Origin of the sequence: Pseudomonas orientalis, assembly GCF_002934065.1 — a bacterium.
Lineage (GTDB): Bacteria > Pseudomonadota > Gammaproteobacteria > Pseudomonadales > Pseudomonadaceae > Aquipseudomonas > Aquipseudomonas orientalis_A.
In genome coordinates this window covers 4,800,793-4,816,260 of record NZ_CP018049.1, presented here as the reverse complement: position 1 = coordinate 4,816,260, position 15,468 = coordinate 4,800,793, and the positions used below count along the sequence as shown (strand labels likewise).

Annotated in this window: 11 protein-coding genes and 2 tRNA genes; 4 read left to right on the top strand and 9 right to left on the bottom strand. The window is 60.8% G+C overall.

The genetic code is table 11. The annotated features are described in order from the left end of the window. Positions 1-42: 42 nt before the first annotated feature. Complete coding sequence (locus BOP93_RS21700; protein ID WP_057723913.1) at positions 43-243, bottom strand: hypothetical protein; 201 nt, start codon at positions 241-243, stop codon at positions 43-45. Between the two features lie 312 nt (positions 244-555). Here BOP93_RS21700 and BOP93_RS21695 point away from each other — a divergent pair, with 312 nt between their 5' ends. Beyond that, a complete protein-coding gene (locus tag BOP93_RS21695; RefSeq protein WP_057723912.1) occupies positions 556-840 on the top strand; it encodes a DUF3509 domain-containing protein in 285 nt (94 codons plus the stop codon). Between the two features lie 184 nt (positions 841-1,024). On the opposite strand, the gene BOP93_RS21690 is transcribed toward BOP93_RS21695, so the two are convergent. Further along, positions 1,025-2,224 carry a CaiB/BaiF CoA transferase family protein gene (locus BOP93_RS21690; protein WP_104504608.1) on the bottom strand — a complete coding sequence of 400 codons (1,200 nt, stop codon included), beginning with the start codon at positions 2,222-2,224 and terminating at the stop codon, positions 1,025-1,027. Positions 2,225-2,360: 136 nt separating this feature from the next. Here BOP93_RS21690 and BOP93_RS21685 point away from each other — a divergent pair, with 136 nt between their 5' ends. Both BOP93_RS21685 and recJ read left to right on the top strand, forming a co-directional pair. Then, on the top strand, positions 2,361-2,903 hold the full coding sequence (locus BOP93_RS21685) for a YaeQ family protein (RefSeq protein WP_057723910.1): 543 nt from the start codon (positions 2,361-2,363) through the stop codon (positions 2,901-2,903). Positions 2,904-3,064: 161 nt separating this feature from the next. Continuing rightward, the gene (recJ, locus tag BOP93_RS21680) at positions 3,065-4,774 is read left to right on the top strand and encodes a single-stranded-DNA-specific exonuclease RecJ (protein ID WP_104504607.1); all 1,710 of its coding nucleotides are present in this window, start codon (positions 3,065-3,067) and stop codon (positions 4,772-4,774) included. 137 nt (positions 4,775-4,911) lie between these two features. Here recJ and BOP93_RS21675 read toward each other — a convergent pair whose 3' ends face one another. From BOP93_RS21675 to BOP93_RS21660, 4 genes are all read right to left on the bottom strand, one after another. Further along, positions 4,912-6,192, bottom strand: a complete 1,281-nt coding sequence (locus BOP93_RS21675; protein ID WP_104504606.1) for a virulence factor family protein — start codon at positions 6,190-6,192, stop codon at positions 4,912-4,914. Continuing rightward, positions 6,192-8,834, bottom strand: a complete 2,643-nt coding sequence (gene mprF / locus BOP93_RS21670; RefSeq protein WP_104504605.1) for a bifunctional lysylphosphatidylglycerol flippase/synthetase MprF — start codon at positions 8,832-8,834, stop codon at positions 6,192-6,194. Before mprF ends, BOP93_RS21675 begins: the two co-directional genes overlap by 1 nt. Before the next feature lie 279 nt (positions 8,835-9,113). Continuing rightward, positions 9,114-9,190 (bottom strand) — tRNA-Met (locus tag BOP93_RS21665). Between the two features lie 255 nt (positions 9,191-9,445). Next, positions 9,446-9,522, bottom strand: a tRNA-Met gene (locus tag BOP93_RS21660). A gap of 277 nt (positions 9,523-9,799) precedes the next feature. Between BOP93_RS21660 and dinB the strand changes: the two genes are divergently transcribed. Beyond that, positions 9,800-10,858 carry a DNA polymerase IV gene (gene dinB / locus BOP93_RS21655; RefSeq protein WP_104504604.1) on the top strand — a complete coding sequence of 353 codons (1,059 nt, stop codon included), beginning with the start codon at positions 9,800-9,802 and terminating at the stop codon, positions 10,856-10,858. 147 nt (positions 10,859-11,005) lie between these two features. Here the strand turns inward: dinB and BOP93_RS21650 are convergent, their stop codons facing one another. The 3 genes from BOP93_RS21650 to BOP93_RS21640 all read right to left on the bottom strand — a co-directional run bounded on the left by BOP93_RS21650 (position 11,006) and on the right by BOP93_RS21640 (position 15,433). Beyond that, on the bottom strand, positions 11,006-11,959 hold the full coding sequence (locus tag BOP93_RS21650) for a hypothetical protein (RefSeq protein ID WP_104504603.1): 954 nt from the start codon (positions 11,957-11,959) through the stop codon (positions 11,006-11,008). Positions 11,960-11,979: 20 nt separating this feature from the next. Next, positions 11,980-13,695, bottom strand: coding sequence for a proline--tRNA ligase (locus BOP93_RS21645; protein WP_104504602.1), 1,716 nt, complete (start codon positions 13,693-13,695; stop codon positions 11,980-11,982). Between the two features lie 205 nt (positions 13,696-13,900). Then, positions 13,901-15,433 carry an AmpG family muropeptide MFS transporter gene (locus BOP93_RS21640; RefSeq protein ID WP_104504601.1) on the bottom strand — a complete coding sequence of 511 codons (1,533 nt, stop codon included), beginning with the start codon at positions 15,431-15,433 and terminating at the stop codon, positions 13,901-13,903. Between the last annotated feature and the right edge of the window lie 35 nt (positions 15,434-15,468).

Sequence of the window (15,468 nt, the reverse complement as noted above, 5' to 3'; positions counted from 1 at the left end):
AGCGGCGTTTTTTGTTTGTGGCAGGCCCGGCAGTCATATCGTTTACGTGAGTAGCTTATGCGCCAGCGCCATTACCGTACCAACAGCGGTAAAGAAGCCTATTGCGATGCCCACGGGGTACCAGAAAATCTCACGGGTTATCTTGTGGACTTCAGCGTTGAACTTGCGTTGTTCGGCATAAATGCGTGATATGTCCGCGTGAATTTTCTCGATCGACGCTTGTTGTTCATTGTGTTCCAACATCATCTTTATCCTTCGCAATAAGGGCCTTATGACATGCACTCTGCCTGCACGGCGGAGTGATCAGCGCTCACCGAGTATAGGATTCACTCTTGGCCTGCGCGCCCGGCGCACCCCAAAACCGCCACCCATTGCGTAAGCAGTTATGTGCCGCCGTTTTTTACCTGTCATGTTGCAAGCGCATGCTGGATACGTCATCCCCGCACAACCCTTGAAAGACGAAAAAGCGAACTTTCCTACGTTAGAACCGGTCACTTAGGAGAGATGCAGCACCCGTTGAAACGATTGTTCCCGAACTATTGAGTGGTGATCGAGATGGAAAGTATCAGCCTGTTGCTCGAAGAAGCATTGAGCCCTTATCTGGTTACGCTGACCACCGCTGGTGTGCAGGGCGAATGCCTGGTGACCGTGAAGAACCCCGGTGGCGCCATCATGGTCGAGCGCGAAGTTAACCGCGCTCAACTGACCGACAAACGCGCCCTGGTGGATGTGGTGGATTGCCTGCTGCGCGATTTGAAAATCGCCGAAGGTCGACTTGAGCCCTCGGTCATCGCAGCCTTGCGCAACGCCGCCATGACACGCACCCCGGTCTGCGCATGAAGAATTATTTATCCTTCGAAACTTCCTACAACACGGCCGGTCAGAGTTTGTAACAGCAAGAGCAAACATTGTGCTCCGGTGTTTGTGGCTTGTTGTACTGGTCTTTGTAGATCACGTTTAACCCCGAGTTGTCTCCCCACTCCTCGGGGTTTCTTTTTGCCTGAAATTTGGCACTGCGGCCCGCTCAGATCGCGCCATCCGCACGCAAGCGGGCGATGGCCGCCGCGTCATAGCCCAGGGCGTTGAGCAGCACACCGTTGTGCTCGCCCAATTGCGGCCCCACCCATTCACAGCTGCCTGGGGTATCCGACAGTTTGGGCACGATGCCCGGCATCTTGAAATCCTTGCCATCCGGCAGTTGCGCGCTGAGGAACATCTCCCGGGCCAGGAATTGCGGGTCGCCCAGCATGTCCTCGGCACTGTAGATGCGGCTGGCGGGCACTTGGGCCTGGTTCAACTGCGCCATGACCTGATCCAGCGGCAGGGTGTTGACCCAGCGATCGATCACCCCGTACAGCTCATCGCGGCGGCTGTCACGCCCGTCATTGCTGGCGAGCACCGGGTCGTTCGCCAGGTCGTCGCGGCCGATGGCGGCCATGAAGCGCTTGAAGATCGCATCGCCATTGGCGCCAATCTGCACATGTTTGCCGTCAGCGCTGGTATGGATCGAGGAGGGCGTGATGCCGGGCATGATGTTGCCGGTGCGTTCGCGAATGAAGCCGAACACATCGAACTCGGGAATCATGCTTTCCATCATGGCGAAGATGGCTTCGTACAGCGCCACGTCGACCACCTGGCCGAGGCCGCCGTTGACTTCACGATGCCGCAGCGCCATCAGCGCGCCGATCACCGCCCACAGCGCGGCAATCGAATCACCGATGGAAATCCCGGTGCGCACGGGCGGGCGGTCTTCGAAGCCGGTGATGTAGCGCAGGCCGCCCATGGACTCGCCCACCGCGCCAAACCCCGGCTGGTCTTTCATCGGCCCGGTCTGGCCGAAGCCCGAGAGGCGCACCATCACCAGCCTTGGGTTCAGCGCGTGCAGGGTTTCCCAGCCCAGGCCGAGTTTTTCCAGCACACCGGGGCGGAAGTTTTCGATCAGGATGTCGGCGTCGGCCAGCAATTGCTTGAGGATCGCCAGGCCATCCGGGTGCTTGAGGTTGAGGGTCAGCGACTGCTTGTTGCGCGCCTGCACGAACCACCACAGCGAGGTGCCTTCATACAGTTTGCGCCATTTGCGCAGGGGATCGCCGCCGTCCGGGGATTCGACCTTGATCACTTCGGCGCCGAACTCGGCGCAGATACGTGAGGCAAACGGGCCGGCAATCAGGGTACCGAGTTCGATGACTTTCAGGCCGGCAAGCGGTTTGGCATTAAGCGACATGGGGATCCTTGAGCGTGCGGGACGGTGACGTACTGCTTTTTAACATAGGCGGGCAGCCTGGATGCAGCGCAGTATTCGTTGATTGGCCTCGCCATCGGTTAGACTGGCCGTCTTTCCCTGTCTCCAGAGCCCGTTCATGGCCCAGCCGTCCACGACCTACAAATTCGAACTCAACCTCACCGACCTTGACCGTTCGGTGTACGAGAGCGTCAAACAGACCATCGCCCGCCACCCTTCGGAAACCGAAGAACGTATGACCGTGCGCCTGCTGGCCTACGCCCTCTGGTACAACGAGCAGTTGGCGTTCGGCCGTGGCTTGTCGGATGTCGACGAGCCGGCCCTGTGGGAAAAGAGCCTGGATGATCGGGTGTTGCACTGGATCGAAGTCGGCCAGCCGGATGCAGACCGCCTGACCTGGTGCTCGCGTCGCACCGAACGCACCAGCTTGCTGGCATACGGCAGCCTGCGGGTGTGGGAAGGCAAGGTGGTGCCGGTGGCGAATAACCTCAAGAACGTGCACATCGCTGCCGTGCCGCAGGAGATTCTGGAGGTGCTGGCCAAGGACATGCCGCGCGTGATCAAGTGGGATGTGATGATCAGCGAAGGCACGATCTTCGTCACCGATGACCGTGGCCAGCATGAAGTGCAGTTGCAATGGCTGGTGGGCGGGCGTGATTGAAAAAAATGTGGGAGGGGGCTTGCCCCCGATAGCGATCTATCAGCCAGCTTATCTGTAGCTGATCCACCGCTATCGGGGGCAAGCCCCCTCCCACATTTGATCTTTGTTGAATTTTGAACTGTTGTTATCCGTTGAATCAGTAGAGAAGTCATCACCCCCGTATGCGTATCGATCCCCGTCCCTTGCCCGCCGTCCTGCCATTCCTCGGTGAATTGCCACCGCTGCTGACCCGTCTCTACGCCGCGCGCGGGGTGCAATCGGAAGCCGAGCTGGACAAGAGCCTGGCGCGGTTGATTCCCTATCAGCAGCTCAAGGGCATCGATGCCGCCGTCGATCTGCTGGTGACGGCGCTGGAGCAGCGCCAACGTATCCTGATCGTCGGTGACTTCGACGCCGACGGCGCCACCGCCAGCACCGTGGGTACACTGGGCCTGCGTCTGCTCGGTGCGGCCCATGTCGATTACCTGGTGCCCAACCGTTTCGAATACGGCTACGGCCTGACGCCGGAGATCGTTGCCGTGGCGCTGCAGCGCGAGCCGCAGTTGCTCATCACCGTGGACAACGGTATCTCCAGCATCGAAGGCGTGGCGGCGGCGAAGGCGGCGGGGCTGAAGGTGCTGGTGACCGATCACCACTTGCCGGGCGACGAACTGCCGGCGGCGGACGCGATCGTCAATCCGAACCAGCCAGGCTGTACGTTCCCCAGCAAGGCACTGGCCGGTGTGGGCGTGATCTTCTACGTACTGATGGCCCTGCGCGCGCGTTTGCGCAGCCTCGGCTGGTATGACAACAGCCCGCAGCCGAACATTGGTGAACTGCTCGACCTGGTGGCCCTGGGCAGCGTCGCCGACGTGGTGCCGCTGGACGCCAACAACCGCATCCTGGTGCATCAAGGGTTGGAGCGTATTCGCGCCGGTCGGGCGCGGCCGGGGATCAAGGCGATCCTCGAAGTGGCCAAGCGCGACCACGCCCGCATCACCTCCACCGACCTGGGCTTCATTCTCGGCCCACGGCTCAATGCGGCCGGGCGCCTGGACGATATGAGCCTGGGCATCGAATGCCTGCTGACTACCGATTTTGCCGCGGCGCGGGAAATGGCCGCACAACTGGACGGCATGAACCAGGACCGCAAATCCATCGAGCAGGGCATGCAGCGCGAGGCCCTGGCGCAACTCAAGGATTTGCCGGTGGAGTCGATGCCGTACGGCCTGTGCCTGTTCGACCCGGAGTGGCACCAGGGGGTGATCGGGATTCTGGCCTCGCGCATGAAAGAGCGCTATTTCCGTCCCACCATCGCCTTTGCCGATGCCGGTGACGGCCTGCTCAAGGGCTCAGGGCGTTCGGTACAAGGCTTTCATATCCGTGACGCGCTGGCGGTGGTTGCCAGCCAGCACCCCAACCTGATCGCCAAATACGGCGGTCACGCGATGGCGGCGGGCCTGACCCTGCCCGAAGCGAACTTCCCCTTGTTTGCCGAGGCTTTCGATGCCGAGGTGCGTCGGCAACTGCGCGAAGAAGACCTCACCGGACGCCTGCTCTCCGATGGCACCCTGGCGGTGGAAGAGTTTCATCTGGAACTGGCCCGCGCGCTGCGCCATGCCGGCCCGTGGGGGCAGCACTTTCCCGAGCCGTTGTTTCACGGTGTGTTTCAGCTGGTGGAGCAGCGGGTGGTTGGCGAACGGCACTTGAAGGTGGTGCTCAAGAGCGAATGCGGGTCGGTGAAGCTTGATGGCATTGCGTTTGGCGTGGACCGTGAAGTCTGGCCTAACCCGACCGTGCGCTGGGTGGAATTGGCCTACAAGCTGGACGTGAACGAGTTTCGCGGGAACGAGACGGTGCAGTTGATGATTGCGCATATCGAACCGCGTTAGATCTTAGCCACACCACAAATCAAATGTGGGAGGGGGCTTGCTCCCGATAGCGGTGGATCAGTCACAACATCATTGACTGACACCCTGCTATCGGGGGCAAGCCCCCTCCCACATTTGGTTTTGTGTACGGCCTGGGATTACTCGGCCTTGGCCTGGTGCTTGACGATGATATCCACCAACCGCTTGGCCAGCGCCGGATAGTTCTCGTCAAAGTGATGCCCGCCCGGCAGCTTCATCGCTTCGCCCACGGCGGTCTTGTCGGTGCAGCCACTCTCGTCGACTTCTTCCGCGCCATAGATGCACACCACTTTCTCTGGCGGCAGCTTGGCCATTTCCGGGCCGGTGGCGGCTTCTTTGCCGGCGTTGCCCAGCCAGCCTTCCACTTCAATCTCGAAGCTGCCGGTGCGGGCGAAGGCCAGCAGAATGATCGCGTCGACCCGTTGCTGTTCGTTTGCTGGCATCCGGTTGTAGATGGCCGGCAGGACGTCGGCGCCGAACGAGTAACCGGTCAGCACGAAGCGTTTGGTGCCCCATTTCTGCCGGTAATGCTGCATCAGTTCGGTAAGGTCCTTGGCGCTTTGTTCCGGAGTTTTGTGCTGCCAGTAGTAGCGCAGGGTGTCGATGCCGACCACCGGGTAGCCGATCTTCGCCATTTCGCCAGCCACGTCACGGTCCAGGTCACGCCAGCCGCCGTCACCGGAGAGGAACAGGGTCACGGTGTCCTTGGCCTGGCCGGCCGGCACTTCCACTACAGGAATCGCCAGGCCGCCGTTGTCCGAACCTACCAGCTGCTTACGCAGCTCGTTGTTCAGCACTTGCGGGTAATGAATGTCGTAGTCGCTGATGCTGGTGGTGGCGCGCGGTGTGTCACGTACGAAGCTGGCGCTTTCATCGTCGGGGTTGTCATTCCAGGCCACCAGCCAGTTGCCATGGGCGGCGGTTTTCGGCAGCGGGTCGTTGCAGCCTTCCTGTTTCAGGGCGAAGCCGACGGAAATGGCGTTGGCCTTGTCGTCGCTCTGTGTGGCCAGCCAGCGCCAGGCGAGCGCCGCGCCAGGGCCGATGCCGCTGACCAGGGTCGCCGGGCCTTTAAGCTGGGCCAGGGCGCTTTGCAGCGCTTGCTCCTGCAGCTTGCAGTCATTCTTGGGCAGGATCACCTGGACGAGCTGCGCCGAGCCACCCTGGCTGAGGGCGATCAGTTGGCTGTCGGTGAGGGTTTCGTCGGCCATCACGGCCACCGCCACGCGGGCCTTGGCGTTGCCGGCCGGGGTTACACGGGTCATCACCGAGCCGTCGGCCTGGGGCATTTGCTCCAGGGTCGGCTGTGGGGCAGGGCGGTTCCAGTACCAGTAGCCGCCGCCCAGGATCAGCGCGAGCAGCACTACAAAAGCCAATACATACCGCCAGGAGCGTCGAATCATCAGCGTTTCACCAATCCAGTCAAGCCGCCCGCGATCAGGGCGGCGGTATCGGCCAGTGCCACCAGCGGATCAAGTCCTGCGGGCACGGCCATGTAACGGGGTTCCCAGTCGGGCTGGAACTTGTCTTTGAAGCGGCGCAAACCTTGGAAGTTATACAGTTGCTCGCCACGGCGGAACACCATCGAGCCCAAGCGCTGGGTCAATGGCGCGCCACGCCGGGGCTGCAGACCCGACAACGGCACCATGCCGAGGCTGAAGCGGGCGTAGCCGTGACTCTTATAATGTTGAATCAGGCCGACCATCATGAACTCCATGGTCAGCTTCGGTGCGTCCGGGTGGGCGCGCATCAGGTCGAGACTGGCCAGGTCATGGTTGTACGTCTCGAGCAGGTTGGCGAAGGCCACCGGGCGCCCTTCGAAGCGAATGATCGCGATACGGAAGTGCTTGAGGTAGTCGTCGCTGAAGCGGCCCAGGGAGAAGCCCTTTTCGCGCACATTCTTACCGGTGAGCCAGGCGTCCGAGATAACTTTTAATTCATCCATTGGCGCGGTGCCCGGCTCGCAGATCTCCAGGGACAGGCCGTCGCGGGTGCCGCGGTTCCAGGTGTAGCGCAAATCCTTCATCTCTTTGCCCTTGGCTTCCAGGTCAAAGCGTTTCAGGTCGACGCGGGCTTCTTCGCCCAGCTTGATCGCGGTGAGTCCGATATCCATGTAGTACGGCAGGTTCTCGGCACGCACTTGATAGAACACCGGCCGTGCGTGGTGAATGTCACACAAGTCGCGGAACTGCCAGATCATCTCGGCGCGCGGTTGGGTCGGGCCGATCGGATCATACAAGGCCACCAGGCTGCGCCCGCGACGGGCATACATCAGGAAGGCTTCGTCATTGGGGTGGAACAGCAATGCCTTGTCGCCGGTCAGCGCCAGGCCGCCGTCGGGTTGGGAGGAGGCCATCAGGATTTTGGAGGCGCGTTCGAGTTCGTCCGGGGTCGGCAGATGGATGACCGGGCGCGCGGTACGCAACAGCCAGGTCAGCGACACGATCACCAGCAGGACGGCGGCGCCCAGCAAAGAACGCAGGCCGCGCGGGGCGTTGGCATCGAGGGTGAACTGCCACCAGAGCTGATGGCTATAGGGGACGTCCTGGTAGGCGAACAGCAGCAGCCAGATCGACGCGCCCAGCACACACACGCTGGCCACCAGGTACAGCGGCGAGAAGGGCAGTTCGGTCAAGCGACTGGCGCGGTAGAACGAGCGTCGGAAGATCGCCAGCAGCACGGCGGTCATGGTCATCAGACTGGCTTCTTCCCAGTCGAAGCCCTTGAGCAGCGAGAGCAGGGCGCCTACCAGCAGCAGCACCATGGTCAGCATCCAGGCCGCCGACAACCGTCGACGCAAGCCTTGGGCCAGCAACAGGCACAGCACGCCGATCAGGCTGGCGCCGAAGTGCGACGCGTCAATCAGGCGGTGGGGAATCAGGAAGCCGATGTTTTCCAGGCGTGAATCGATCTCCGGCGTGGCGCCGGAAAACAGCAGGACCACGCCGGACAAAAAAACCAGTACGGCCAGCACTGGTGCCGCCAGGCCGGAGGCGACGCGCAGGCTTTGCTGGGTCTGGAACAGGCGCTGGGCCTCGTTGACCAGCAGGAAGACACACGCGATCAACAGCGGCAATACCACGTAGATCATCCGGTACAGCAGCAGGGCGGCAGCCAGTGGCGCGGCGCCGAGCTTGTCGGCGAAGGCTGCCAGCAGGATGGCTTCGAACACCCCCACGCCACCCGGTACATGGCTGAGTACGCCGGCGGCCAGGGCCAGCAGGTACACCAACAGGAACGGGCCGAAGGGCGGCGCTTCCGGCAGCAGCAGATAAAGGACGGTGGCTGCGGCGGCGACATCCAGTGCGGTGATGATCAACTGCAGGAACGTCAAGCGTCGGCCCGGCAGGCGCAGGGTGCGACGTCCGGCCTTGACCAACAGGTTATCCGGGTAGGGTTGTTCCGGCAGGCGACGGCGATAGATGCCGATGCACAGCATGGCCGACAACAGCAGCACGGCACCGGCAACACCACCGAGCAGGCTCTGCGACAAATGCAGGTAGGTCGATGCCGCCGGCAGGTTGCTCAGCGTGGCCAATGCGGCCAGGGGGGGCAGCGCGCAGCCCAGCGCCAGGCTGGCGAACACGGTCATGTGGGCGACTTCCGAAGCCCCGATGCCGTGGCGCGCATATAAACGGTAGCGCACCGAGCCGCCCGAGAGCATCGACAAGCCAATGGCGTTGCCGATGGCAAAGGCGGTGAAGCCCCCCAGTGCCAGTGTCTTGGCGGGCAGTTTCACGCCGGCATAGCGTGCGCCGGAGAATTCATAGCCCAACAGAATGATGAACCCGGCCACCGCCGCCGCAAACGCGCCGAGCAAGGCAGGCCTGGGCACGTCCAGGATCGAGTCGTGGAGGGCGTAGAGATCGAGCTCCAACAACAGATGTCGACAGGCGATCAGGGCAATGGCAAACAGCAGCAAGGTCACGGCCAGGCCGATGGGCTGACGGTATTTGCTCAACAGATCCAACCAACGCAAACGGGTGGGAGGAATCGGTTGTTCCGCTGTGACAGTGTCTTGTGGTTCAGACGAGTTGGCGCGCATCAATCACCTCGTGGATTGTGCGCGACAGGATGGGGGTATCCAGCCAAGTTACCAATCCCTATGGACAAAATAATTACAAATATTAACGCGGATCACCGAGTGCGGCGACTGCGGCCATTGGTCGTAGAGGGTAGCGCTTGAGCATTGAGCATAGCGTGCAATGAGATGGACTCTGCAAACCGTGTACGGTTTCATGAAAGATGCCATACCATTGTTTCAGAAGAACTTTTTCATCGCATACAAAAAAGGCCACTCTTTCGAGCAGCCTTTTTTGATGTTTGGTTGCGGGAGCCGGATTTGAACCGACGACCTTCGGGTTATGAGCCCGACGAGCTACCAGACTGCTCCATCCCGCGTCTGTGGGCGGCATTCTACAGTCCAGCGCCGAGGTGTCAACCGTTAATGCGGCAATGGCTCAAATAAGTGGGTTTTATTCAAAATCAAGGCCTTGGCACCGCCCATTGTAGGAGCGAGCTTGCTCGCGAAGAACGTCAACGATAACGCAGTGCTTCAGTAGCCAGCGGTGTCTTGAGTCTTTCGCGAGCAAGGGGAGGGGTAAAAACAGGCGCGCACAAAAAAGGCCACTCTTTCGAGTAGCCTTTTTTGACGTTTGGTTGCGGGAGCCGGATTTGAACCGACGACCTTCGGGTTATGAGCCCGACGAGCTACCAGACTGCTCCATCCCGCGTCTGTGTGTCGGCATTGTACAGAGGAACGCGAGTGTGTCAACCCTAAAATCGAACAAAAGCGCTTGTGGTTCAATCGGTTAGCTCTCAAATGCAGGTGTCGAAAGGGCGCGGAGCCAGTCAGGCCAAGCTTTCAGCTCTATTGGAAGGCTTAATTCGATTGAGAAAATAAATTCATCTGGGATATTTCCTACCGCTTAGACGGAAGATTCAAACTACTGGTGCTATATACAGGGGTGAATGCGATACTGGCCACCCGTAGGTTCACACCCCGTTTATATGACGCAGCGCAAAATCATCCACGTCGACTGTGATTGCTTCTACGCCGCCATCGAGATGCGCGACGACCCGAGCCTGGCGCAAAAGCCCCTGGCTGTCGGTGGCTCGGCGGACCGGCGCGGGGTGATCGCTACGTGCAATTACGAAGCGCGGGCTTACGGGGTGCGCTCGGCGATGTCATCGCGTCACGCATTGAAGCTGTGCCCGGACCTGACGATCGTCAAGCCGCGTATGGATGCCTATAAAGAAGCGTCGAAGGAAATCCAGACGATCTTTCGCGACTACACCGACCTGATCGAGCCGTTGTCGCTGGATGAAGCCTACCTCGACGTCTCCGACAGCCCGCACTTTGGCGGCAGTGCCACGCGCATCGCCCAGGACATTCGCCGGCGTGTGTCCAATCAGTTGCACATCACCGTGTCTGCCGGCGTTGCGCCCAACAAGTTTCTGGCCAAGATCGCCAGCGACTGGAAGAAACCCAACGGCCTGTTTGTGATTACCCCGGACCAGGTCGAAGAGTTCGTCTCGCAGTTGCGGGTGAGTAAATTGCATGGGGTGGGTAAGGTCACCGCCGACAAGCTGGCGCGCCTGGGCATTGAAGATTGTCTGCAATTGCGCGCGTGGAGCAAGCTGGCGCTGGTGCGCGAATTCGGCAGTTTCGGTGAGCGTCTCTGGAGTCTTGCTCGTGGGATCGATGACCGCGTGGTGCAGAACGACAGCCGGCGACAATCCATCAGTGTGGAAAATACCTACGATGTGGACTTGCCGGATCTTTCAAGCTGCCTGGCCAAGCTGCCGGAGCTGTTGGAAACCCTGGCGGGGCGCATGGCGCGTATCGATAGCAGCTACCGGGCAGGCAAGCCGTTCGTGAAGGTCAAGTTTCATGACTTTACCCAGACCACCCTGGAGCAGGCCGGGGCAGGGCGGGATCTGGAGAGTTATGAGCAGCTGATGACCCAGGCATTTAACCGTGGGGGTAAGCCGGTGCGGTTGTTGGGGATTGGGGTGAGGTTGCTGGATTTGAGCAGCGGTAACGAACAGCTCGAGTTTTCCTGGTAGAAACCAGGATAAAAAAATGTGAGAGATTCAAATGTGGGAGGGGGCTTGCCCCCGATTGCAGTGTGTCAGTCAGTACATCTGACACTGACACTCCGCTATCGGGGGCAAGCCCCCTCCCACATTTGGATCTTTGAACGGTCTGAAAACTCAGCGCGCGCCGGGATCTGCGACGAGTCGCCCCGCATCCTTGGCCAGTGCCTGCAAAAACTCCTGCTGCAGTTCCGGATCGTTGCGCGTCAGTTCAATCAGGCTTTGTTCCAGTTCGCTGGCTTCTTCTTCCAGTCCCAGCTCCGAGAGGCGCTTGACCCGGTGCACCCACTGGTTGACTTCGTCGTCTTCCAGATCGTCATAGATCAGGCCATGGGCTTCCAGCATTTTGCCGCGCAGGGTGTTGCTGACCGCCAGCGTCGAATCCGAGTGCACATCGTCCTGGCCGTCTTCCACGCTGATCTTCAAGGTGGTGATGCGGTTCAGGTCCTGCTCGGCAAACGGACTGTCCAACAGGTTCAGGCGCAGCACGCCGTCGCGGTCGGTGGTCAGTTCATGGGTCTGTTTGCCGGCGGTGACCTGTACCGGGCGTTCGCTCCAGGGCAGGCTCGAATATTCCAGGCGCTTGTCACGCTGCACTTCATCGATAGCCGCGAGGTTCTGCTGCGCACGACCGTGGGATTGCACGTTCATGAACGGGTTGATGCCGTCCACGCCGTAGCTCAGCCAATCGCGCGTCATGCTCGCAGGCAGGTTGCCGAGGGCGAAGATATTCGCCACATTGGCGCCCGCGCCGGCCACCAACGCAACGGCACCCAGTGGCATCTCATAGAGTTTGCGCCAGGGCTGGTAAGGCGTGTAGCGGTCGTAACGCCGTGTGACTTCGAATTCGGTGACCTCGAACGTCTTCTGTTCGTGAATCCGAACCCGGCGTTGCGGCAGCTCCAGCACTTTGGGTTCGCCGACATCGATCTGCAGGCTGTGGTCGAGCAACTTTCGCTCGACCCGCTCCTCGTGCTCACTGCGTTGCGACATCTGGTTGGCGCAGCCGCTGACCAGCAGGGCGCCGCACAAGGCGGCGCCCCCCAGGGCTCTGGTGTTTCGCTTGAACATGACTTCTCTTGATCTGGTTTTCAGCGACGAATACGCGCCTGAAGGAAAGACAGCACGTCAGCCACCGGCAACGGTTGGGCCTCGGCTTCGGTCCGGCTCTTGTATTCCAGATTGCCATCGGCCAGGCCGCGGTCACTGACCACGATCCGGTGCGGGATGCCAATCAGCTCCATGTCGGCGAACTTGATGCCCGGGCTGGTTTTCTTGTCCCGGTCATCGAGCAGCACTTCAAAACCGGCGGCCGTCAGTTCGGCATACAGTTTGTCGGTGGCTTCGCGTACTTGCTCGGTTTCATAGCGCAACGGCACCAGCGCCACCTGGAACGGCGCCAGGGCGTCGCTCCAGATGATGCCTTTCTCGTCGTTGTTCTGCTCGATGGCAGCGGCGACCACACGGGAAACGCCAATGCCGTAGCAGCCCATGTCCAGGGTGATCGGCTTGCCGTTCTCGCCCAGCACTTCGCACTTCATCGCCTTGCTGTACTTGTTGCCCAGCTGGAAGATGTGCCCGACTTCGATGCCGCGCTTGATCTCCAGGGTGCCCTTGCCATCCGGGCTTGGGTCGCCGGCCACGACGTTACGCAGGTCGGCCACGGTCGGCACCGGCAGGTCGCGCTCCCAGTTCACACCGAAGTAGTGCTTGTCGTCGATGTTGGCGCCGATACCGAAGTCGCTCATCAGCTCGACCGAACGGTCGATGATGATCGGCAGCGGCAGGTTCAGCGGGCCGAGGGAGCCTGCGCCGGCGCCAATGGCGTCGCGCAGTTCGGCATCGCTGGCCATGACCAGCGGGCTGGCCACGCCAGGTTGCTGGGCCGCCTTGATTTCGTTGAGCTCGTGGTCGCCACGGATCACCAGGGCGATCAGCTTGCCTTCTTCTTCGGCGTGCACGATCAGGGTCTTGATGGTCTTTTCAATCGGCAGATTGAATTTCTCCACCAGGGCCGCGATGGTCTTGGTGTCCGGGGTATCGACCAGGCGCAGTTCTTCAGCCGGGGCTGGGCGCGAGGTTTCGCGCGGTACGGCTTCGGCTTTTTCGACGTTCGCCGCGTAGTCCGAACCATTGCTGAACGCAATGTCGTCTTCGCCGGATTCGGCCAGCACGTGGAACTCGTGGGAGCCGGCACCGCCGATGGAGCCGTTGTCCGCTTCAACCGGGCGGAATTTCAGGCCCAGTCGCGTGAAGATATTGCAGTAGGCCTGGTGCATGCGGTCGTAGGTCGCCTGCAACGACGCCTGGTCGGCGTGGAACGAATAGGCGTCCTTCATGATGAATTCACGGCCGCGCATCAAACCGAAGCGTGGGCGGATTTCATCACGGAATTTGGTCTGGATCTGATACAGGTTCAGCGGCAGTTGTTTATAGCTGCTCAACTCGTTGCGCATCAGGTCGGTGATGACTTCTTCGTGGGTCGGGCCGGCGCAGAAATCGCGGCCGTGACGGTCCTTGAAGCGCAGCAGCTCGGGGCCGTACTCTTCCCAACGTCCGGATTCCTGCCACAGTTCAGCCGGTTGGGTGCTCGGCATCAACACTTCCAGAGAGCCGGCGGCGTTCATTTCTTCACGAACGATGGCTTCGACCTTGCGCATCACCTTCAAGCCCATGGGCAGCCAGGTGTACAGGCCCGAGGCCAGTTTGCGGATCATGCCGGCGCGCAGCATCAGCTGATGGCTGATCACAACCGCGTCGGAAGGCGTTTCTTTCTGTGTGGCGAGCAAATATTGACTGGTACGCATGGTAGGCCGTTGTCGGTTGCTTGGACTTGAAATGACTTGGGATTGTACGGGCGGTTGCCGCTGGAGTACAGGCGTGACATTGCAGGGGATCTGACTGACTGTAGGAGATCCAAATGTGGGAGGGGGCTTGCCCCCGATAGCAATGTGTCAGCTACAAGATACTCGGCTGTTCCACCGCAATCGGGGGCAAGCCCCCTCCCACATTTCAGTCTTCTGCAGGGGGGGTCAACCGGGCGCGCCGGTTTTCCTGGAACCAGTGCAGCGCAATCAGGAACAGCGTCGGCACCCCCATCATGCAGGTGATCATAAAGAAGTTGTGATAACCGAACTTCTCCACCATCACCCCCGAATACCCGCCGATCAGGCGCGGCAGCAACAGCATGATCGAGCTGAGCAGGGCGTATTGGGTGGCGGAGAACTTGAGGTTGGTCAGGCTCGACAGGTAGGCGACAAACGCCGAGGTGGCCAGGCCCGAGCTGAAGTTATCCAGGGAAATGGTGACGATCAGCATCTGCAGGTCGGGGCCCATGTCGGCGAGCATCACGAACAACAGATTGGTGCCGGCCGAGGCCACGCCGCCGATGAACAGGATCGGCAGGATCCCGAACCGCACGATCAACAGGCCACCCATGCCGGCGCCGACCAGGGTCATGATCAGGCCGAAGATCTTGCTGACCCCGGCGATCTGGTCCTTGGTAAAACCCTGGTCGATATAGAACACGTTGGCCATCACGCCCATGACGGTGTCGGACATGCGATAAGTGGCGATCAGTCCCAGCAGCAGCAACGCCTGCCAGCGGTAGCGCAGGATAAAGTCGTTGACCGGTGTCAGCACCGGTGCCAGGCCGCGCCGGCCCATGGCCGAGAGGCATAGCGCGGTAAGCAGGATATAAAGGATTGCGCGCAGGAACGCGCGGTCTTCCATCAGCAATTCCCACAGGCTCACGCCCTGGAACAGCACGCTGGCGAAGTCAGTGTTGTACAGCTGGGTAAACATCGCCGGCACCGACACCAGCAGCACGATCAGCACGAACACCGACACCAGCTGATGCGCGAAGCTGTAGCGCCCGGCCTGCAACTGGGTGCGCAGCGGCACGTTGGGTTCGCGCATGAACAGCGTGGTGAGCAGCGCCGGGACCATCAGCACGCCGAACAGCACATAGGTGCCGGTCCAGGCCGAATGTTTATAGTTGAAACCGGTGGAACCGAAGCCCTCGGCAAAGAACAGCGCACCGGCCGTGGCGAGCAGGGCGGCGATGCGATAACCGGACATATAACTGGCAGCCAGCGCCGCCTGGCGGCTGTCGTCGGCGATTTCCAGGCGATAGGCATCGACGGCGATGTCCTGGGTGGCCGACGCGAAGGCCACGACGACGGCAATGGCGATCAGCCAGGACAAGTGTTTTTGCGGGTCACAAAAGCCCATGCCGATCAATCCGAGGATCACCAGCGACTGGGCGAGCACCAGCCAGGAACGTCGGCGCCCGAGTTTTCCGAGCAATGGCAGGCGCCATTGGTCGAGCAGCGGCGACCAGACCCATTTGAAGGCGTAGGCCAGCCCGATCAGGCTTGCATAACCGATGGTCTCGCGGGCAACGCCGGCTTCGCGCAGCCACACGGACAGCGTCGAGAACACCAACATATAAGGCAGGCCGGCAGCGAAACCGAGCAACAACAGCACTAACGTCGAGGGACTGGCATAGGCGGCGAGCGCGGCGCGCCAGGTTTTACGGGGCATGGGCTGGAGTCTGCCTCAGATTTGCGGAAACAAAG

Bases quoted from the DNA above. Each gene is read 5' to 3' on its own strand.
- BOP93_RS21700 (WP_057723913.1), bottom strand. From the start codon at position 243: ATGTTGGAACACAATGAACAACAAGCGTCGATCGAGAAAATTCACGCG.
- BOP93_RS21695 (WP_057723912.1), top strand. From the start codon at position 556: ATGGAAAGTATCAGCCTGTTGCTCGAAGAAGCATTGAGCCCTTATCTG.
- BOP93_RS21690 (WP_104504608.1), bottom strand. From the start codon at position 2,224: ATGTCGCTTAATGCCAAACCGCTTGCCGGCCTGAAAGTCATCGAACTC.
- BOP93_RS21685 (WP_057723910.1), top strand. From the start codon at position 2,361: ATGGCCCAGCCGTCCACGACCTACAAATTCGAACTCAACCTCACCGAC.
- recJ (WP_104504607.1), top strand. From the start codon at position 3,065: ATGCGTATCGATCCCCGTCCCTTGCCCGCCGTCCTGCCATTCCTCGGT.
- BOP93_RS21675 (WP_104504606.1), bottom strand. From the start codon at position 6,192: ATGATTCGACGCTCCTGGCGGTATGTATTGGCTTTTGTAGTGCTGCTC.
- mprF (WP_104504605.1), bottom strand. From the start codon at position 8,834: ATGCGCGCCAACTCGTCTGAACCACAAGACACTGTCACAGCGGAACAA.
- dinB (WP_104504604.1), top strand. From the start codon at position 9,800: ATGACGCAGCGCAAAATCATCCACGTCGACTGTGATTGCTTCTACGCC.
- BOP93_RS21650 (WP_104504603.1), bottom strand. From the start codon at position 11,959: ATGTTCAAGCGAAACACCAGAGCCCTGGGGGGCGCCGCCTTGTGCGGC.
- BOP93_RS21645 (WP_104504602.1), bottom strand. From the start codon at position 13,695: ATGCGTACCAGTCAATATTTGCTCGCCACACAGAAAGAAACGCCTTCC.
- BOP93_RS21640 (WP_104504601.1), bottom strand. From the start codon at position 15,433: ATGCCCCGTAAAACCTGGCGCGCCGCGCTCGCCGCCTATGCCAGTCCC.